Annotated in this window: 15 protein-coding genes; 5 read left to right on the top strand and 10 right to left on the bottom strand. The window is 69.8% G+C overall.

Features of this window, described 5'->3' with window-relative positions:
* Positions 1–82: 82 nt before the first annotated feature.
* The 7 genes from AC1RM6_RS18130 to AC1RM6_RS18100 all read right to left on the bottom strand — a co-directional run bounded on the left by AC1RM6_RS18130 (position 83) and on the right by AC1RM6_RS18100 (position 11,179).
* Entirely contained in the window at positions 83–1,651 is a 1,569-nt protein-coding gene (locus tag AC1RM6_RS18130) for a response regulator (protein WP_493103715.1), read from the bottom strand.
* Positions 1,652–2,012: 361 nt separating this feature from the next.
* A complete protein-coding gene (locus AC1RM6_RS18125) occupies positions 2,013–2,600 on the bottom strand; it encodes a PilZ domain-containing protein (RefSeq protein ID WP_493103714.1) in 588 nt (195 codons plus the stop codon).
* Positions 2,601–2,692: 92 nt separating this feature from the next.
* Positions 2,693–4,273, bottom strand: a complete 1,581-nt coding sequence (locus AC1RM6_RS18120) for a hypothetical protein (protein ID WP_493103712.1) — start codon at positions 4,271–4,273, stop codon at positions 2,693–2,695.
* A gap of 1,200 nt (positions 4,274–5,473) precedes the next feature.
* The gene (locus AC1RM6_RS18115) at positions 5,474–7,807 is read right to left on the bottom strand and encodes a beta strand repeat-containing protein (protein ID WP_493103711.1); all 2,334 of its coding nucleotides are present in this window, start codon (positions 7,805–7,807) and stop codon (positions 5,474–5,476) included.
* 573 nt (positions 7,808–8,380) lie between these two features.
* Positions 8,381–8,893, bottom strand: coding sequence for a prepilin peptidase (locus tag AC1RM6_RS18110; protein WP_493103710.1), 513 nt, complete (start codon positions 8,891–8,893; stop codon positions 8,381–8,383).
* On the bottom strand, positions 8,884–9,444 hold the full coding sequence (locus tag AC1RM6_RS18105; RefSeq protein WP_493103708.1) for a 2OG-Fe(II) oxygenase: 561 nt from the start codon (positions 9,442–9,444) through the stop codon (positions 8,884–8,886). Before AC1RM6_RS18105 ends, AC1RM6_RS18110 begins: the two co-directional genes overlap by 10 nt.
* A gap of 49 nt (positions 9,445–9,493) precedes the next feature.
* Positions 9,494–11,179, bottom strand: coding sequence for a ShlB/FhaC/HecB family hemolysin secretion/activation protein (locus AC1RM6_RS18100; protein ID WP_493103706.1), 1,686 nt, complete (start codon positions 11,177–11,179; stop codon positions 9,494–9,496).
* A 360-nt stretch (positions 11,180–11,539) separates the two neighbouring features.
* Between AC1RM6_RS18100 and AC1RM6_RS18095 the strand changes: the two genes are divergently transcribed.
* The 5 genes from AC1RM6_RS18095 to AC1RM6_RS18075 all read left to right on the top strand — a co-directional run bounded on the left by AC1RM6_RS18095 (position 11,540) and on the right by AC1RM6_RS18075 (position 17,559).
* The gene (locus tag AC1RM6_RS18095) at positions 11,540–12,730 is read left to right on the top strand and encodes an AAA family ATPase (RefSeq protein ID WP_493103703.1); all 1,191 of its coding nucleotides are present in this window, start codon (positions 11,540–11,542) and stop codon (positions 12,728–12,730) included.
* 74 nt (positions 12,731–12,804) lie between these two features.
* Complete coding sequence (locus AC1RM6_RS18090; protein ID WP_493103701.1) at positions 12,805–13,818, top strand: ParB/RepB/Spo0J family partition protein; 1,014 nt, start codon at positions 12,805–12,807, stop codon at positions 13,816–13,818.
* Between the two features lie 143 nt (positions 13,819–13,961).
* Complete coding sequence (locus tag AC1RM6_RS18085) at positions 13,962–15,194, top strand: autotransporter outer membrane beta-barrel domain-containing protein (protein WP_493103700.1); 1,233 nt, start codon at positions 13,962–13,964, stop codon at positions 15,192–15,194.
* Positions 15,195–15,437: 243 nt separating this feature from the next.
* Positions 15,438–16,460, top strand: coding sequence for a ParB/RepB/Spo0J family partition protein (locus tag AC1RM6_RS18080; protein WP_493103698.1), 1,023 nt, complete (start codon positions 15,438–15,440; stop codon positions 16,458–16,460).
* Positions 16,453–17,559 carry a sensor histidine kinase gene (locus AC1RM6_RS18075; RefSeq protein ID WP_493103696.1) on the top strand — a complete coding sequence of 369 codons (1,107 nt, stop codon included), beginning with the start codon at positions 16,453–16,455 and terminating at the stop codon, positions 17,557–17,559. Before AC1RM6_RS18080 ends, AC1RM6_RS18075 begins: the two co-directional genes overlap by 8 nt.
* Here the strand turns inward: AC1RM6_RS18075 and AC1RM6_RS18070 are convergent.
* The 3 genes from AC1RM6_RS18070 to AC1RM6_RS18060 all read right to left on the bottom strand — a co-directional run bounded on the left by AC1RM6_RS18070 (position 17,532) and on the right by AC1RM6_RS18060 (position 19,427).
* A complete protein-coding gene (locus AC1RM6_RS18070; RefSeq protein WP_493103694.1) occupies positions 17,532–18,431 on the bottom strand; it encodes a response regulator in 900 nt (299 codons plus the stop codon). The genes AC1RM6_RS18075 and AC1RM6_RS18070 overlap by 28 nt on opposite strands.
* Before the next feature lie 94 nt (positions 18,432–18,525).
* Positions 18,526–18,981: a hypothetical protein gene (locus tag AC1RM6_RS18065; RefSeq protein WP_493103692.1), complete on the bottom strand. Its 456-nt coding sequence runs from the start codon at positions 18,979–18,981 to the stop codon at positions 18,526–18,528.
* A gap of 2 nt (positions 18,982–18,983) precedes the next feature.
* Positions 18,984–19,427, bottom strand: a complete 444-nt coding sequence (locus AC1RM6_RS18060) for a TadE/TadG family type IV pilus assembly protein (protein WP_493103690.1) — start codon at positions 19,425–19,427, stop codon at positions 18,984–18,986.
* Positions 19,428–19,520: the final 93 nt, after the last annotated feature.

Raw genomic sequence — 19,520 nt, 5'->3', positions numbered from 1 at the left:
CTCGCGCGGATAGGGCGCGCCTCTGCCTCCCGAGATCCCGGCCTCCGCCGGGATGACGAATGGTTGAGGCGGCCAAGTCCTCCTAAGCCAGCCGATCCCCCAGCGCTGCGGCGAGCGTGCGGGTCAGGTCGCGGGTCGAGATCGGTTTGTAGAGCACCCGGGCGCGGCCACCCATCGCGGCGTCGATCGCGCCCGAGCGGGCGAAGCCGGTGACGAAGACGATCGCGATGTCGGGCCAGCGGGTGGTGATCCGGCGGGCGACCTCGGCGCCGGTCATGCGCGGCATCGCATAGTCGAGCAGCACCAGCTCGGGCTGTTTGCGTTCGAGGATGCGCAGCGCCTCCTCGCCGCTCTCGGCCTCGTCGACGATGCAGCCCAGGCTGCGCAGCATCATCGCCAGCGTGTCGCGGACCGCCTCGTCGTCGTCGACCACCAGCAGGTTGGCGCCTTTGATCCGTTTCGCGAGATCGGCGATGCTTTCCTCGGCCTCGGGCGCGGGCGCCGCCATTTCCTGGGCGCGGCGCAGGAAGATGGTGAAGCTGGCGCCGACCCCGGGGGTCGATTCGACGATCGCGGTGCCGCCACTCTGCCGGGCCATGCCGAACACCATGCTCAGCCCGAGGCCCGACCCCTGGCCGACCGGCTTGGTCGAGAAGAAGGGATCGAACACTCGGTCGACCGCCTCGGCGGCGATGCCCTGGCCGCTGTCGGATACGCTGATCGCGACATAGACGTCGTCGGGGACATCGTCGCGGCCGGCGAGCCGGCGCTGGGTGAGCGTCACCGTCAGCCGGCCGCCGGTCGGCATCGCGTCGCGGGCGTTGAGGACGAGGTTGAGCATCGCCATTTCGAGCTGGCTGCTGTCGGCGATCGCCGCGGGGATCGCGTCATCGGCCTCGAGGACGAAATCGATCGACGGCGGCAGCGGCCGGCGCAGCAGATCCTCGATGCCGCCGAGCAGGCCGAGCACGTCGATCGGGCGCAGGGTGAGGTTCTGGACCCGCGAGAAGGACAATAGCTGGCCGGTGAGCTTGCGGCCGCGATCGACCGACTGGCGGGCGGTGCGGGCGAGCTTGCGGTGGCGGCTGTCCTCGGTCTCGGTGGCGATCAGCTCGACGCTGCCTTCGATCACCTGCAGCAGATTGTTGAAGTCGTGCGCGAGGCCGCCGGTGAGCTGGCCGACCGCCTCGAGCTTGCGCGCGTGGAGGAGGGCTGCTTCGGCCTTCTGGCGCTCGACGATCTCGGCGCGCAGCGCGTCGTTCACCTCCTGCAGCTGGGCGTGCGAGGGCAGGCCGATCGCCTTGGGCAGCAGGAAGGCGAGGATCACCGCGGTCGACAGCGATGCCGCGGCGGTGATCGCCTTGATCGCCGCCTCGAGCGCATAGTCGCCATGCCAGAGATTCCAGATGTTCATCAAATGGGTCGACCCGCACGCGAAGATGAACACCGCGAACAGCACGAACACGCCCTTGAAGATCAGGTCGGTGCGGCGGCGCACGAAGATCAGCAGGATGAACGGGATCGAGAAATAGGCGCAGGCGATCAGCGCGTCGGATACGACATGCGTCCAGATCAGCCATGGCCGCCAGAGCAGGCAATAGCCGTGCGGCGCATAGCCCGCGCCGAGAAGGTCATCGAAAAATTCCGCCATGAGCAGCTCCCCTGCGCCCATGCTAGGACGTGTCGGAAGCGGCTCAACCTCAGGGGTACAACGGATGTCGCCGCGCCGCCGCAATCGTTATCGTCGCGGGTCCGGTGAAGGGCTGCGGACAAGGACCGACCGGCGCGGGCATCGCCCGTGCCGATCGGCCCCGCGCCGGCTTATTCGGCCGTACGCTACGCTACAGTCACTGCCCGCCGCTCTTTTCGTCAGGTCGGCAGGCTATTCCCGTCGTTCCGGTGGGCTGATGGCCGGAGTGTGGGTTGAGGGCGGCGTCAGGGGCGGCGTCGCCCTCGTCGACGGGTGTCGGTCCGGGATCTGGGGAGGTCCCGGGCGACGGGGAGAGCGCGGTCTAGGCGACCAGCGCGTATAGGATGGCCCAGACGAACAGCGCGACCGCGACGCTGATCCCGAAGACGGTTGGCGACGGCCAGTCGCTGTCACGCTGGAGCGAGGGCAATCGGGGCAGGCGGACCAGCTCGACCGCGGGGGCATCGGGGACGACTCGCGGGACCAGCCCCAGCGGATCGGCATCGGCGCGGTCGATATGCGGTACCAGTCCCGGGAAGTTGGCGTTGATCAGCGGGTTCGAGACGATCGCCGCGCGCAGCTCGTCCTGGGCCAGCGGCACCAGGAAGCGGCATCCGGCATGCCCGCCGCGGATCCACCGGACCTCGGCGTTGCGCCAGCCGACCAGCGGGATCTGCAGCCGGACGATCGATCCGACCCGCAGGCCGCCGACGGCGTCGGTGGCGAGACCGTCGAGCGAGAGATCCTTGACGGTGACGTCGGTGATCTCCTCCTCGTCGGAGCCGATGCTTTCGAGCATGAAGCGCGAATAGGATTGTACCCGTGCCGACAGGCGAACCTGCGCGCGTTCGGCACGGCGCTTGTCGGTGGCGAAGGGGATGTCGAGGGTCGGTTGAAGCGCCTGGCCCATGGGTTTTTCCTTCCTGTCGTCCTTCTTGGTCATCGATGATCTGCAAGCACGAGGACCCGGCCCACCTGGGCGGAGGTGGGCCGGGCCACCGGTCAGTGCGCCCGGCCGAGGAGGTTGCCTACCAGGCTGGTGACCGGTGCCAGTGGCCCCGTCGGAGCGGTCGGCGAGCCCCCCACGGTGCCGACGATCGATCCGACGAGGCCAGTGACGGGAGCCAGGACGGTGCCCGGGCTGGTCGGGAGCGGCGGGGTTCCGCCCACGGCGCCGCCGACGACGGTGGTCACGGTGCCGACGACGGTACCGACCACCGCGGTGACGGGCGCGAGCACCGCACCGGGGTTGGTCGGAAGTGGCGTGCCTCCGGTGGCGCCGCCGAGGACGCTGCCGACAACCGCGGTGACGGGCGCGAGGACCGCGCCGGGGTTGGTCGGAAGCGGGGTGCCGCCGGTGGCGCCGCCGAGGACGCTGCCGACGATCGCGGTGACGGGCGCGAGCACCGCGCCCGGGTCGGTCGGGAGTGGGGTACCGCCGGTGGCGCCGCCGAGGACACCGCCGACGATCGCGGTGACCGGAGCGAGCACCGCACCGGGGTTGGTCGGAAGCGGGGTGCCGCCGGTTGCGCCGCCGAGGACACTGCCGACGATCGCGGTGACCGGAGCGAGCACCGCGCCCGGATCGGTCGGAAGCGGTGTGCCGCCGGTGGCGCCGCCGAGGACGGTGCCGACGATCGCGGTGACCGGGGCGAGCACCGCGCCCGGGTCGGTCGGGAGCGGCGACCCGGCGCCACCGGCACCACCGATCGCGCCGGTCACGGTGGCGACCGTCGTCTGGACGATCCCCGTTACCGGTGCGAGCGGTCCGGTGGGGGCGAGGATCGGTGCGACGACCGGGGTGGCGAGGGTGTTGACCGCGCTGACGATCGGGCTGGCGATCGCCTGGACGGTCGAGGTGACCGCGGCGACCGGCGGGGCGAGCGTCTCGGCGACCTGGCCGACGGTGGCGCCGACCTGCGGACCGAGCACCGCGCCGGTCAGGCCGACGACCGGCTGGAGCCCGGCTTCGACCCCGGCAGCGGTGGTCGGCAAAGTGACGTTCGCCACCTGGCCGCCCGTCAGCACGCTGACGGTGGTGAGGGTGCCGGTGACCGGGGTCGCGCCGGTGGCGGCCGGCAGCAGGTTGATCCCGGCAAGGGTGTCGGTCGTCGAGGCGCCGGTGACCGGATAGCCACCGATCGCGGCGCCGAGCAGCGGGCCGTCGAAGCCGACCGGATCGGTAGGGTTGCCGGGCAGGGTGCCGGTGACGGTGTCGAGCAGGGTCTGCACGACGTTGGTGACCGGGGCGAGGGTACCGGTCGGCCCGACCAGCGGATCGGTGAGCGGCGACAAGGCGCTGTTCACGCCGCCCAGCAGGGGCGAGACGATGCCGTCGACCGCCGAGGTCAGCGTTGCGACGGTCGGCGACAGATTGTCGGTCAGCTGGCCGACGGCGTTGCCGATCGGGGCGCCGGCGATCGCGGTGACCAGCGAGCCGACCGGGGCGAGCCCGTCCTGGACCTGCTGGGTGGTGGTCGGCAGGGCGACATCGACGACGGTGCCATTGCCGGTCAGGACATTGGCGGTGGCGAGCGTGCCGGTCGAGGGCGTCGCCGTCGGCAGGACATTGGCGCCGATCAACGTGCTCGATCCCGACTGGCCGAGCAGCGCGCTGCCGCCGACCGAGGCGGTGACCGCCGCGCCGGTGAAACCGGTTGGGCCAGTCGGTCCGGTGGGGCCGGTCGGTCCGGTCGGGCCAGTCGGCCCGGTGGGACCACTGGGATCGGTTGGTCCGGTCGGCCCGCTGGGATCGGTCGGGCCGGTCGGATCCGTCGGCCCGCTGGGATCTGTCGGCCCGGTCGGGTCGGTCGGTCCGCTGGGATCGGTGGGGCCGCTCGGGCCGCTCGGATCTGTGGGACCACTGGGGTCGCTGGGTCCGCTCGGGCCCGACGGGTCGGTCGGTCCCGAGGGATCGCTGGGCCCCGACGGGCCGCTGGGCCCGGATGGATCGCTGGGACCGGATGGATCGCTGGGACCGGAGGGGTCGGCTGGGCCGGAGGGGCCGCCGCTGGGCCCGGACGGATCGCTGGGACCGGAGGGGTCGGCAGGGCCGGAGGGACCGCCGCTGGGGCCGGACGGATCGCTGGGACCAGAGGGGTCGGCAGGGCCAGAGGGGCCGCCGGACGGGCCGGAAGGATCGGTGGGGCCAGAGGGGTCGGACGGCCCCGATGGGCCACTGGGGCCCGATGGGTCGCTGGGCCCGGAAGGATCGGCGGGACCCGACGGGCCGCCCGATGGTCCGGAGGGGGTCGAGGGACCCGAAGGATCGCTGGGGCCGCTGGGGCCGGATGGCTCGACGGGGGTGCCCGGGCCGCCGGACGGGCCGGCACCCATGCCGACATCGAAGCCTATTCCGTGCGAACAGGCCGATGCGAGCAGCAGGATCGACAAGGCCGAGGCGCTCAACAGGCTCCGTTTGAAGCGACGCGTGGTGTTCTGTGCCATTTCCATTCTCCCCTGAGCCATGGGACGAAACCATGGCCGGTTGCTTGTCCTAGGGCCTGGCCGGCGCACCGGCGGGTCCAACAGAAGCCGATGCGGTCGGACTGGCCGGGATCGGTTGCGGCGGGTGATCGTGCGGCCCGGCTGCGGTCGGGTGGAGGTCCGCAAAGCGGGGCCGGAAGTGCGCAATCGGTGTCGCGGCGAGCTATGAAGTGACGATCGGGCGGCGATTTTCGCGGAACCGGTTCATCGGCGACGCGGCCCCGGTCATGTCCGCTTCGGGCATATCCGCGCCCGATTGGTCCGGCCCGCCGGGGCGAAGGCGGGCCGGACCCCCGGTCAGTTGGACCTGCCGAGCAGGCCGCCGACCAGAGCGGTGACGGGCGTGAGCGGGTTGGCGGCTCCGGTGCCCGGGGTTCCGCCGACCGTGATTGCGCCGGCGACGGCGCCGACGATGCTGACGGCGGGCGTTCCGCCGCTGCCGCCGAGCAGATTGCCGACGACCGCGGTGACCGGGGCGAGGGCGGTCGCCGGAGCGGTCGGGGCGCCGGCGCCGCCAAGGACACTGCCGACGATCGCGGTGACCGGAGCGAGCACTGCGCCCGGATCGGTCGGAAGCGGGGTGCCGCCGGTGGCGCCGCCGAGGACGCTGCCGACGATCGCGGTGACGGGCGCGAGCACCGCGCCCGGGTCGGTCGGGAGTGGGGTACCGCCGGTGGCGCCGCCGAGGACACCGCCGACGATCGCGGTGACCGGAGCGAGAACCGCACCCGGATCGGTCGGAAGCGGGGTGCCGCCGGTTGCGCCGCCAAGGACACTGCCGACCACCGCCGTCACCGGCGCGAGAACCGCGGCCGGGCTGGCCGGGGTGCCGGTACCGCCCAGCACGCTGCCGACGACCGCGGTGACCGGCGCAAGCACCGCACCCGGATCGGTCGGAGCACCGGCGCCGCCGAGGACGCTGCCGACGACGGCCGTCACCGGCGCGAGGACGGCGGTCGGGCTGGTCGGGGTGCCGGTACCGCCGAGGACGCTACCGACGATCGCGGTGACCGGGGCGAGCACCGCGCCCGGATCGGTCGGAGCGCCGGCGCCACCGAGCACGCTGCCGACGACCGCGGTCACGGGTGCGAGCACAGCGCCGGGATCGGTTGGCGCACCCGCGCCGCCGAGGACCGTGCCGACGATGGCCGTGACCGGAGCGAGGACCGCACCCGGACTGGTCGGGGAACCGGCACCGCCGACGACATTGGCGACCAGGGTGGTGACCGGCGCCAGCGCGGCGGCGGGATCGGTCGGCGTGACGCCGCCCGAGTTGGCGAGCACCGCACCGGCGGTGCCGACCAGGGTCTGGACGATGGTGCCGACCGGCGCGACCGGACCCGTGGTCGCCAGGACCGGTGCGACGACCGGGGTGGCGAGGGTGTTGACCGCGCTGACGATCGGGCTGGCGATCGCCTGGACGGTCGAGGTGACCGCGGCGACCGGCGGGGCGATCGCTTCGGTGACCTGGTTGACGGTGGCGCCGACCTGCGGCCCGAGCAGTGCGCCGGTCAGGCCGACGACCGGCTGGAGCCCGGCCTCGACGCCCGCCGCGGTGGTCGGCAGGGTCGCGTTCACCACCTGGCCGCCCGAGAGGACGTTGACCGTGGTGAGCGTGCCGGTGACCGGAGTGGCGCCGGTGGCGGCGGGGAGCAGGTTGATCCCGGCGAGGGTGTCGCCGGTCGAGGCGCCGCTGACCGCATAGCCGCCGACCGCAGCACCGACCAGCGGGCCGTTGAAGCCGACCGGATCGGTCGAACTGCCCGGCAAGGTGCCGGTGACGGTGTCGAGCACGGTCTGCACGACATTGGTGACCGGGGCGAGGGTGCCGGTCGATCCGAGCAGCGGATCGGTGACCGGCGACAAGGCGCTGTTCACCCCCGCGAGCAGCGGGGCGACGACGCCGTTGGCGGTCGATGTGACCGCGGCGACGGTCGGCGACAGGCTGTCGGTCAGCGAGCCGACCATCGTCCCGACCGGAGCGCCGGCGACCGCGGTGACCAGCGAGCTCACCGGGGCGAGGCCATCCTGGACCTGCTCGGTGGTGGTCGGCAGGGCGACGTCGACGACGGTGCCGTTACCGGTCAGCACGTCGACGGTGGCGGCGGTGCCGGTCGAGGGCGTCGTGGTCGGCAGGACATTGACGCCGACCAGCGTGCTCGATCCCGACTGGCCGAGCGGGGTGCTGTTGCCGATCGAGATGCCGGCGACGCCGCTGCTGAGCCCGGTCGATCCGGTGGGGCCGGTCGGGCCGGTGGGACCCGTGGGGCCGGTCGGGCCGGTGGGATCGGTCGGTCCGGTCGGGCCTGACGGATCGGTGGGGCCGGTGGGGCCCGAAGGATCGGTGGGGCCGGTGGGGCCGGTTGGGCCCGACGGGTCGGTCGGACCGCTGGGGCCGCTGGGGTCGGTGGGGCCCGACGGGCCGCCGGACGGACCGCTTGGACCGGAGGGATCGCTCGGCCCGGTCGGCCCCGAGGGCTCGACCGGATCCTGGCCCGAACCCGACGGGCCGGCGCCCATGCCGACATCGAAACCGATCCCGCTCGAGCAGGCCGAGGTGAGCAACAGGATCGACAGCGCCGAGGCGGCGAGCAGGTTGCGGCGATAGGAACTGCGTGTGGACTTTGCCATGATCATTCTCCCCTGAGCCGTGTGACGAAACCCCGGCCAGCCCTCTTGTCGTAGGCGTGCAGGGGCCCCGGCTCGCGTCGAACAGCAGCCGATGCGGTCGGATCGGGGGCCTGGGCGGGTGAGGGCGGGCCCGGTCGGGGGCGGGGTGGGGGCGCGATATCCGGGACGGCATGCGCAATACCCGCAAGCGGGGCGGAAAGCGGGCGGCAAAGCCGGAAAGACGTGGGCCGGAGGGGCCGGGACGCCGAAAAACCCGGATCGCGATCATGTCCGGATCGAATGCGGATGGCGGTCGGATCGGGGGCGAGAACGGGTTTTGGTGGTGGGAAAAGGTGGGGGCAGGCGCGGTGGCGTCGTCATCGTCCGGCGACTCGGTTGGGGCGATCGATCCGTCTGCGTGGTAGCTGGCCTCGATCCTCCCTAAAGCGCAGCTTTGGGGAGGGGGACCAGCGAAGCTGGTGGAGGGGTCTGCGCAACCTCGATAGCGCAGAAGACCCCTCCACCATCCTGCGGATGGTCCCCCTCCCCACGCTGCGCGCAGGGAGGATATTAGAGGAAGAGGACCGCCCGGCCTCAGGCTGAGAGAAGCGTCACCAGGTCGGCGTGGAGGGCGCCGAGCATGGCGAGGGCGATGGCCACGCCATAGGGCACCGAGGGCGGCGCGGCTTCGGCGGATCGGGCCGCGATCCGGTGCGACAGGACAACCGCGATCGCGACCGCGGCGCCGGCGAGCGCCATGACGATGAACGCCCGGGGGAGCTGGGGCGGCGTCAGCCAGAGCATCAGCGCGGCGATCAGCTTGATGTCGCCGCCGCCCATCGCTTCGCGCGCGAACAGCAGCAGCAGGACCGGCGAGGCGATCAGCAGCAGGCCGACCTGGGTGGCGATCCGCGCGATCGGGTGCGGGACCGCGAGCAGCCAGAAGGGGAGGGCGAGCAGCGCGACGGCGAGGCACAGCCGGTTGGGGATGATCCGCGCGCGGACATCGCCGATCGCGGCGATCAGGAGCAGCAGCGCGAGGAGCGCCAGGCAGCCGATCGCCACCAGGGCGGCGGGGCCGGGAACCCCCGCCGGGGTCAGCGCCACCGCGGACCTTCGACCCAGGAGACCAGGCTGCGGCGCAGCCCCTTGGTCACCGGCAGCACCCGGTGCTGGAGCCAGGACGGGAAGATCAGCATGCTGCCGCGCGGGGCGAACACCGCGCCGGGATGCTGGATCCCGAAAAATTCGAAACCGCCGCCTTCATAGTCGCCGGGTTCGGAGAGCTGGACGACGAGCGACAATTTGCGGTCGAACATCCGGTTCGATTCGAGCCAGACATCCTGGTGCCAGTCATATTTGCCGCGGGCGCTGCCATGATATTCGGTGAACTGGAGGTCGAAGGGCTGGGCGATGTCGACCCCGAAATTGGACCGGTTCGATGCATGGACGAAATGCATCAGCCGATCGACGATCTCGCGTTCGCCCGGAACGTTGAGCCAGCGCACCACCGACGAGCGATAGGCGTCGTTCTGGCGCTGGTCCTTGGCGAAGCCGATCGTCGCGGTCTGGGGCTCATAGGCGAGCGCGCGTTCGACGATCATGTCGCACTCGGCACTGCTCAGCGCCGAGGTCCAGACTTCCCACACGTTCTTCATGGTCGTGCCCCTCGACAGGACCGCCTTTGCGTATTCGCAAAGCCGGTGTTCAGAAGTTGCGCCCGAACCCTGCGAAGAGGCGTGCGGAGCGGCTATAGCTGGCGGCGGGGCGCTTGACCGGCACGGCGACCTCGACGCTGGCGCGCCATTTGCCCAACCCGACCCGGACCCCGCCGCCGGCCGAGGCGAGCGTCGATGTCTGCGCGGGCAGGCTGTAGACCGGGCGGCCGACGACATGGCCGGTGGCGCCGTCGACGAAGCCGAACAGCGCGCTGCCCTTCAACCGGTCGGGCAGCTTGGGCAGCGTCCAGCTCAGCTCGATCATGGCGGTGGCGCCGCGATCGGCGGTGATCGTGCCGACCCGATAGGCGCGGCCGGCACCGGGGCCGCCGAGCGACAGCCGTTCGGTGACCGGCAGCTTGTCGCGCGAATATTGGCCGGTGGCGGTGACCTTGGCGACGAGGTTCTTGGCGACGGTGCGCACCGCGACCGCCTGGACGTTCGCCTTGGTGAAGCCGGTTTCCGAAAAGCCTGCAAAGGCCTTGGCGTTGAATATGTCGAGCCCGCGGCTGACGACCGCGCTGACCGCATAGCCATTTTTGTCGTCGGCCTTCGACCAGCTGCCGCCGGCGCGCAGCGCGCGCGACCGATAGTCACCGAAGCGGGTGTCGAGATAATAGTTGCTGCTGTCGATACCGTCGAGCGAGGCGGTGAGCGAGACATTGGTCTTGTAGGACCGGATCAGCGGATAGTTGAGCGACAGCCCGGCGAGCGTCGCCTGGCCCTCGACGCCGTTGTTCGATCGCGATTCGACGCGGGCGCCGCTGATCGTCGCGGTCATGCCGTTGGTGCCGATCGGGGTCGAATGGCTGGCGGTGTAGAGCTTGTAGCGATCGGGGTGGATCGGCAGATAGGAGCTGACCCGGGTGCTGTCGCCTTCGCGGACCAGACCGTTGACGGTCACCGCGACCTGCGCCTGGAAGGCGCTGATCACGTTGCTGACGCCATTATTGTCGATCGTCACGCTGATGTTGACCGGCTTGCGCTTGAGGTCGATCTCGAGCAGCAGCGCGCCCGAGGCATCGATCTGTCCGATCCGCGCCTCGACCGTCTGGCCGGGCATGTCGCGCATCAGCGACAGGCTGCGTTCGAGCACGCTCTTGCGCAGCGGCGTGTCCTTCATGATCCGGGCGATGTGCGCCTCGACCAGCTTGGTCGGGGAGGTTTCCGACACGCCCTTGATCGCGTAGCGCTTGACCGCGCCTTCGACGACGCGGACGGTGAGCACCCCGCCGGTCGGGGTCTGCGCGGGGATCGCCACCGAATAATAAGCGATGTCGCTGGCGGCATAGGCCTTGCCGACGGCATCGGCGATCGCCTTGAGATTGGGCTGGGTCAGTGGCTGGCCGATGAAGGCGGCGGTGGCGTTGCCGAGCGCGGCGGGGGCGAGCGAGGCGCCTTCGAACCGGACCCGGGTGAGCGCGACCGCGGTCGCGGCGGCGGCGACTCCGGGGGCGGCCGGGCGCGCGATCGAGACATTGGGGGCGGCGGGCAGCGCCGGGGCGACGCGATCGGACCGGTCGCGATCGATCTGCGGCGACTGGCTCTGATTTTCGCCGACGCCCGCGGGGACCTGCGGCTGCGCCAGCGCGGGGCTCGCCAGGCCGAGACCGACAGCCAGCGCGAGGGCGCGCCCGCCGGCGAGCGTTGCGCGCATGCGCTCCAGCGTCAGCACGAGCTGCTCCTGCCCGGTTTCCCGGCCTGTTGAGGCGCGCCTGTTCGCATGCCCTGGTCCTCGGCCCCTTCGACTGATTCCCGGCCGCAACGACCGGTTTCGAGCTTGGGATGGGTGAAAATGCCGGGGGGTTCACGTTCAACAAAAACCGGATCGGTTGCTTCACGACCGCCCCGCCGGCGGTCGCGCGCGCGACGAACCGCCCGGAAAGCGGGGACGAAGCGTGCGCGGTGCCGGCTTCGCCCGCGCAGCGGCAGACCGGAGGCCCGGGTGGAAAGCCCGCACCGGTCCGGAAACGGGTCGGTCGAAGACGCGCGCGGGCGTAGCCTTGGCCGGGCTGATGAAGAAGGGGAGACGGACATGGCCGACCAGATGACGAGCACGCTGTCCGACGATCGCGATCGCGGTCAGATCGGAGATATCTATGCCAAGGCGATGGCGGTGATGACCCAGTTGCGGGCCGGCGCGGTCGACGGCGCGGCGGGGCGCAAGCGGGGGCCGACCTACACGATCTCGAAGGCGGCCAAGCTGGTCGGCGCCACCGCGGCGATGATCCGCGCGGCCGAACAGGACGGCCGGCTGCCGGCGCGCGAACGCCTCGCCAGCAGCGGGCATCGCACCCCTTATTCGCTCGCCGATCTCAACGCGATGCGGGCGCTGTTCGGGACCTCGCCCAGGCGCCGCGACCATGACATGCCGGCGATCATCGCCTGCCAGAATTTCAAGGGCGGGGTCGGCAAGTCGACGCTGTCGGTCCACCTCGCCCAATATCTGGCGATCAGGGGGTATCGGGTGTGCCTGATCGACTGCGACAGCCAGGCGTCGGCGACGATGATGTTCGGCTATGTCCCCGATGTCGACCTGGACGAGCGCGATACCCTCTATGGCTATTTCCACGACGAGGGCGAGGGCGGGTTGGCATCGCGCATCCGGCGGACTCATTTCGACGGGCTCGACCTGATCCCGGCCAATCTGAAGCTCTACAATCTCGAATATGAGATCGCCGCGCATCTCGCGCAGCGGCGCGGGTTCGAGATCATCGACCAGATCGGCCAGGCGGTCGCGACGATCGCCAACGACTATGACGTGGTGATCCTCGATCCGCCGCCGGCGCTGGGGATGATCTCGCTCGGGGTGCTCAACGCCGCCAATGCGCTGATCGTGCCGATGCCGCCGAGCATCGTCGACTTCTCGTCGACGGTGTCGTTCCTCGACATGCTGCAGACGACGATGGAGGCGCTCGAGGCGATGGAGCTGCGGCGACCGATCTACAGCTTCGTCCGGCTGGTCGCGACCAAGGCCGACGAATCCAAGTCGATGCACCGCGAGATCTTGCAGATGAGCGCGGGCCTGTTCGGATCGTCGATGCTCAAGGCGGTGCTCAAGGACAGCGCCGAGATCGACAATGCGATCTCGCGGCTGCTGACCGTCTACGAGCTCGACCAGCCGATCACCTCTCATTCGGTCCACCGCCGGTGCGTGCGGCATCTCGATGCGGTCAATGCCGAGATTGCGGGGGAGATCCAGCGGGTCTGGGCACGACAAGGCTGATTTGCCCGCGCGCAAATCAGGATCAGAAGATTGATTTTACTATCGAATTTTTCTCGAACAAAAGGGTGGGGCGGATGACCGGCCAGAAAAATGGGGGCAATCGCGGTTTCGGGGCGTCGATGGTCGAAAGCGTGGCGGGGGCCGCGGCGCCGGCCGGGGCGACCCCGGCGCGCGACGTGCTGGGCAGTCGCACCGACGCGCTGTCGCGGCTCGCGACCGGGGCGCTGGTCACCGACCGCACCGAATGGGTCGACCCCGCGCGCTGCCGGCCCTGGACGCTGCACAACCGCGCGATCGAGCTGCTCGACGAGGCGACCTGCAGCGATCTGATCACCAGCCTGAAGGCCGAGGGGCGACAGCGCATCCCGGCGATCGTGCGCCGGCTGCGCGACGACCCCGATCATGATTATGAGATCATCGCCGGGGTGCGCCGCTGGTGGTCGGTGTCGTGGCTGCGCGCGCATAATTATCCGCAGTTCGACTATCTGGTGACGATCCAGTCGGTGACCGACGAGGAGGGATTCCGGCTCGCCGATGTCGAAAACCGCGCGCGCAAGGATATTTCCGACCTCGAGCGCGCCCGCGATTACCTGCGCGCGCTCGACCTCTTCTATGGCGGCTCGCAGGGGGCGATGGCCGAGCGGCTCAACGTCTCCAATGGCTGGATGAGCCGGATCCTCGAGGTCGGGCGGCTACCGCAGCCGATCGTCGGCGCCTTCGCCGATCCGCGCGGGATCACCGCGCGCCATGCCGGCCAGCTCGCGCCGATGCTGCGTCAGGCGATCACCCGCGAACCGATGATCGCCGCCGCCGAACGGATCGCGGCGGGGCACCGCGCCGGCGATGCCGCGCTCGAGCCGCACCGGGTGGTGACGGCGCTGCTCGCGGCCGCCAGCGAGACTGCGCGGCGCCCCAGGGCGCCGGCGGCACGCGAGATCATAAGCGGATCGGGCAAGCCGATGCTGCAGGTCGACAGCAAGGGCGCGGGCAAGGGGATGGCGATCCGCATCCTGCCGCGCAGCGGTGCGTCGCGCGGTGAGGTCCAGGCGGCGCTGCTGGCGCTGGTGGATCAGTATTTCGAGGGGTGAGGCCGAGAATAATGCCACGCTTTCCGTGGCATGGGTGGTGAATGCCGCGATCCGGTAGAACCGATCCGAACCCACTTGAACTGGCCAGAAAAGCCGCTTCCGCCAACGATGAGCGCTGGTTTCCTTGAAGGGGGAGTTGCGTCTTGTCCGGAATCCCGTTTCCACGATCGGCGCCGGTCGCACGCGCGCTGCGGCATCTGGCCTGGGTGCTGATGGCGCTGGTCGCGATCGGTGCCGGCGCGGCATCGGCGCGGCCATTCGCGCCGTTCGGCCAGACCGCGAACCAGATCGCGGTCGGCGCCTCGCTCGACAGCCAGGCCGGAACCCCGCCGGCGGCGCGCGCGGCGATGTTCAATGCGATCGATGCGCTGCCGACGGTAGCAGCGCGCGCCGACGCGCTCGGGCAATTGTCGACGCAGAATTACAGCGCGCTGCCCAAGCTGGCGATCCAGGCGCTCGATGCCCGCGCGGCGATGATCGGGACCTATCTCGCCGACCGGCGCAACCGCGCGATCGATGGCCCGGACCGTGCCGATGGCGCGGGAAGGATCAACATGGTGCTGCTCGGCGATGTCCGCGGTGCGCGCTACGATGCCGCCGCCGACCGGCCGAAGACCAAATCCGACAGCCGCTCGATCGGTTTCGGGGTCGATTTTTCACCGCGCAGCGACATCATATTGGGGGTGATGGTCGGGATCGACGGCACCGATGCCCGGCTCGACAGCCAGCGGCCGCGGATCAACCTGTTCAACACCAGCATCGGGCCCTATGCGAGCATCGACAACGGCCGGGTCTATGTCGACGCCAGCCTCACCTACAACTATGCCGATTACAAGCTGCGCCGGCAGGTCGGCTTCGGCAGCTTCGCCGACCGGCTGACCGCCAAGGCCGACGGCGACGGCTGGGCGGCGAGCGGCGAGACCGGCTATATGCTCGCGGCGGGCAAGGTGCGGATCCAGCCCTTTGCCGGGCTCCATTATCGCTATTCCGAGGTCAATGGCCTGCTCGAAACCGGTGGGGCCGCGGCGCTGCGGGTGGCGCCCTATCATGGTCAGTCGCTGCGCAGCAGCCTGGGTGCGCGGGTATCGACGGTGATCGAGAAGGGCCGATGGGCGATCCGCCCGAGCGTGCAGGCCGACTGGCGCTATGAGCTGCGCGGCCGGCCCGATACCCGGATCGAGGCACGGCCCGCCACCAACGATCTAGCGACTTTCATTTTGCAACCTAATAGGCTCGGGCGCAACGTCGCGACCGTGGCCGCCGGAGTCACCGCGACCTATGACGCGAGGACATCGGTTCGGATCGGTTATAATGGCGAGCTCGCATCCGACCGCCGCATCCACGCGCTGGCCCTCAACATCAGTCGGCGCTTCTGACATGCATTGCGTATACGCAAAGTCATCGTTCAATAATGATAAGATGATTCGTTTTGCGCATACGCAATATCGCGCAATGGAAACTTTGCGCATATGCAAATATCGATCGTCTGTGATGAATTGCGCATACGCAAAACAGTCTGACGAAGAACGGGTTAAAACCGGATCGAACACATCTCCCCGCGCACGCCGCGATCCTTTCGCTAGGATCATGGTCGAACCTTCAAATCGGAGTGAGTGACGATGGCTGGCCTGATGCGCGAACTGTTGACCACCTTGTCCTATGACCAGCCGGTGCGGTTGCCGACCGAAGCGGCGTCGCGCGAGCATCTCGCCCATCTCGATACGCGGCTCGCCGGGGTGGTGCGCGACGATCGTGCGGGGCGCGAACTGATCATGCTGCAGCCCTCCGAATGCGCGGTGTGGGACGGCAATCCGCGCGACGTGCCGCGCTTGACCTCGGAAGGGTGTCGCAGCTTGATCGAGTCGATCGCGGCCGAGGGCGGCAACCGCATTCCGGTGCTGGTGCGGCTTGCCGGCCCCGACGCCGAGGCGCCGTATGAATTGCTCGCGGGCAGCCGGCGGCGGTTCGCGATCGACTGGCTCAACCGTAACGGCCGACCCGAACTGCGGCTCAGCGCGATGGTGATCAAGGCGACCGACGAGGAGGCGTTTCGCATCGCCGACATCGAAAATCGCGAGCGCGCCGACATCACCGAGATCGATCGCGCGCGCAGCTATCAGGCGGCGGTCGATCGTTTCTATCATGGCGTCCAGTCGCGGATGGCGCAGGCGCTGAGCCTGTCGAACAGCCAGCTCAGCCGGTTGCTGGCGCTGGCACAGCTTCCCGACGAGGTGGTCGAGGCGTTCGCGACCCGCGACGATTTGCGCGTGCGGCATTCGGAGGTGCTGACCCCGTTGCTGCGCCGGCATGACAGCCGGGCGCTGGTGATCGAGGCCGCGATCGCGGTCGGCGAGGAACAGCAGCGGCGTTCGGCGCGCAACCAGCCGCTGCTGGCCGCTGCCGCGGTGCTCGCTCGGCTCCGCCAGGCGGTGGTCGAGCAGGCGCATCGCCAGGAGCCGGTGCCGATCCTGATCGGCGGGGTTCAGGTCGGGCGGATCCGCCATGGCAAGGCCGGCGATATCGCGGTCGACCTTGCGATCTCGCCCGAGGCCGATGTCGAGGTGATCCTCGCCGACCTGTCGCGGCGGATCGCCGAGCTGCGCAAGGACATGATCATATTGGGGGAGGAACAGGATGGCTGACGGAAGATCACCGGCCGGCGTGCGCGACTGGCTGGGGTTGTTGCGCAGGCCCCGCGTAGACCGGCCGGTCGATGAGCAGCATGCCGGTGCACCGCTGGTCATCGATCGAATCGTTCACGAACCCGGCGGCACCCTCCGCTTCGACCGCGGCCCGCGCGCCTATCGGCTGCAGATCGATCCCGACGACGAGGCGGCCTTTCTGGCGATCCGCCGCCATGACGAGGCGATCGTCGAGTTTCGCGCGGTCGAGCCGGCGATCGGCCGCAACTGGCAGCTGCTGATCCTGCAGGATGGCGACGGCGAGGGGCGCTGGGGCAGGGGCTATATGATCGCGCGCCGCGCGCCGAGCTTCGGCGGGCGTTTCAGCCCGCCCGATGCGATGGCGACGATGTCGGCGCTGATCTCCGAATTCCGCCACGAACTGCGCCAGCCGATCGCGGCGATCTCGCTCGCCGCGCATAATGGCGCGACCAAGCTGCGATCGGGCCAGACCGACAAGGCGCTCGCCAAGTTCGACGCGATCCTCGACCATGTCGATCGCTGCGACGAGCTTTTCGGGCGCAGCGCGCTCGAAATGTACGCCGACAGCCAGCCCAACGAGGATGTCGACCTCGACGTCGCGCTGATGCGCGCGATCGGCGACCTGCGGCCGGTGCTGCTGTTCGCCGGGGTCGGCCTGCGGATCCGCGGCGATGCGCCGGGCTTCGTGGTGGCGATGCCGCGTGGCGGCGCGGACATGATGGTGCGGGCGATGATCGGCCAGGCGTTCGACGCGATCCTCGCCCGGCGCAACGGCGAAGGCGCCGGCGCGTGCGGCACGATCCTGGTCGACCGGTCGATCGACCGGTCGGGGATCACCCTCCATATTCAGGACGACGGCTTGCCGATCCAATATGGCGCGACCCGCGAGGGGCTGGCGTTCAGCATGGCGCGCTATCTGATCCGGCGTACCGGCGGGGCAATCGGATTCGACCAGCCCGGGCTGGGGCCGGCGATCACGGGATTGACGGTGCGCCTGCCGCATCGCGCGATCGGGGTCGCGCCGGTGACGCGGCGCCCGACCGCCGACGCTCAGGAATTGGCGACTTCGCTCAGATAGGCGAGCAGCGGCGCTTCGATCTCGGGGTTGATCACCAGGAAATCGCGCCGCCCGTCGCGCTCGTCGGGGACACGGTGCAGGATATCCTCGCTCACCAGCCGGTTGACCAGCCGCAGCGCGGTGGTGGTCGGTGCGCCCGAGGCGATGCACGCGCTCGAAACCGAGACGTTGCGACGGTCGAGCTTGGCGATCAGCAGGTCGAGCAGCATCGCCCAGGCCGGATCGCCGAACAATGTGCCGTTGCCGAGGGTACGGCGCTTGCTTTCCTTGCGCAGCAGGCCGCGCAGATAGTCGGAATCGACCACCGCGGGTTTCTGGACGGTCTGGGCCGCGCCCCCGGTCGACGGCGCGCGATCGCCCGGCGTACCGAAGCCCGGATCGCCAATCAGGCTCGACAGGCGCTGCATCTCGGCGCTGAGGCCCGAGAGCTGGGCGGCGAGCGCGCCGCGCACCGGCGCCTCCGACCGGACGCCATGGACGCGCAGCAGCGACGCGCGCAGATCGTCGCGGTTGATCGGCTTGCTGAGGAAATCGACCACCGAGGCCCGGAGCGCGCCGACCGCGACGTCGAGGGTGGCGTGGCCGGTCGCCATGATGAAGCGGAGTTCACGCCCGTCGGCGGCGGCGATCGCCGAAAGCTCGCCGATCAGGCTGATCCCGTCGCGGCCGGGCATGTTATAGTCGACGATGACCGTGGTGATGCTGCGGTCGGTGATCCGGGTGAGGGCATCGGCGACATTGGTCGCGCCCATCGAAGGGTAACCGAAGCTTTCGAGCATGAACTGGCATTCTTCGATCCAGTCCGCTTCGTCATCGACGACAAGGATGGCACTGACGTCGACATCCGCCTTGATCGCATTCAACACCGTCACAACAAACTCCCCCAATCCGCAACATGTTACACTTGCAAAACGAGCCAGACCCCTTTGGCTCATCCGCATGTTTTGGTAACTGGATTGGGTACAACTATGCGGAATAGCCGAGAAAAATAGCAACCACGCAGAAACCCGTAATCAGCGCAATCGTTGGGCGAATGACGCGTCTTGTGCGTATGCGCAAAACCACCGCGACCGCGACGAAGGTCGCCGCGGTGACCGCCAGCAGCGGGATGACGCCCGCCGGGCCGACCCAGATCGCGGCCGCCGACAGCAGCCGGATATCGGCGCCGCCCAGCAGCCGCACGCCCCAACTGCGGCTGAGCGCGGCGGTGCCGACCGCGAGCAGCGCGAGCAGCGCCGCGCCGGTCAGCAGCGCGAGCATCGCGGGGCCGGCGCCGCGGGTGGTCCAGGCGAAGATCAGGCCGATAATCCCGAGCGCCGCATGATAGGGCCAGGGGATCGTCTTGTTCTCGAGCTCGCCCGCGATCGCGGGCAGCATCAGGATGGTCAGGATTGCCGCACCGATCCATGCCATCGCGCTCATGATCAATAGCTCCCGTTGCTGACGGTCACCGACGAGGTGATCGTGGAACTGGGCAGCGGCAGGAACGCGCCATAGCGCATGATCGCGCTGCCGCCGATATTGTAGCTGACCCGGACCTTGAAGCGACCCGCGCCGTCGCCGGCCGCGGTGACGACGGGGGTGCCGCCGCCCGACAACAGGCTGCCATAGCCGGTGATCACCTGTTGCGCGCGCGCGGTCGCCAGCGTCGCGCGCTCGGTGGTGCTGAGCCCGGCGACCGCCGCCCGCGCGCCCTCTGCTGCCGCCTGGCGAATGCCGAGATAGGCGGAGAAATAGAGCGAATAAACGATCACCGCGAAGATCAGCAGGATGAGGGCCGGCGCGACGAGCGCGAACTCGAGCGCCGCGGCGCCGGCCTCACAGGAGGGAAGCCGGCGCAAGCGAGCGCCGGCCCTGTTTCCGGTCATGATCAGTTGCCGAAATCGATCGTGTTCAGCAGGCCGTTGAGCTTGTCGGACAGGCCGGTGCCGAAACCGGTGGCGCCGACCGAGAGGACGGCT

The sequence above is a fragment of the Rhizorhabdus sp. GW822-FHT03C02 genome (genome assembly GCF_058801765.1).
The sequence above is the reverse complement of the archived record's forward strand: the minus strand, read 5'-3'. Positions and strand labels throughout refer to the sequence as shown.

Coding starts and splice junctions, on each gene's coding strand:
- AC1RM6_RS18130 (WP_493103715.1), bottom strand. CDS start 1,651: ATGGCGGAATTTTTCGATGACCTTCTCGGCGCGGGCTATGCGCCGCAC.
- AC1RM6_RS18125 (WP_493103714.1), bottom strand. CDS start 2,600: ATGGGCCAGGCGCTTCAACCGACCCTCGACATCCCCTTCGCCACCGAC.
- AC1RM6_RS18115 (WP_493103711.1), bottom strand. CDS start 7,807: ATGGCAAAGTCCACACGCAGTTCCTATCGCCGCAACCTGCTCGCCGCC.
- AC1RM6_RS18105 (WP_493103708.1), bottom strand. CDS start 9,444: ATGAAGAACGTGTGGGAAGTCTGGACCTCGGCGCTGAGCAGTGCCGAG.
- AC1RM6_RS18095 (WP_493103703.1), top strand. CDS start 11,540: ATGGCCGACCAGATGACGAGCACGCTGTCCGACGATCGCGATCGCGGT.
- AC1RM6_RS18090 (WP_493103701.1), top strand. CDS start 12,805: ATGACCGGCCAGAAAAATGGGGGCAATCGCGGTTTCGGGGCGTCGATG.
- AC1RM6_RS18080 (WP_493103698.1), top strand. CDS start 15,438: ATGGCTGGCCTGATGCGCGAACTGTTGACCACCTTGTCCTATGACCAG.
- AC1RM6_RS18075 (WP_493103696.1), top strand. CDS start 16,453: ATGGCTGACGGAAGATCACCGGCCGGCGTGCGCGACTGGCTGGGGTTG.
- AC1RM6_RS18065 (WP_493103692.1), bottom strand. CDS start 18,981: ATGAGCGCGATGGCATGGATCGGTGCGGCAATCCTGACCATCCTGATG.
- AC1RM6_RS18060 (WP_493103690.1), bottom strand. CDS start 19,427: ATGACCGGAAACAGGGCCGGCGCTCGCTTGCGCCGGCTTCCCTCCTGT.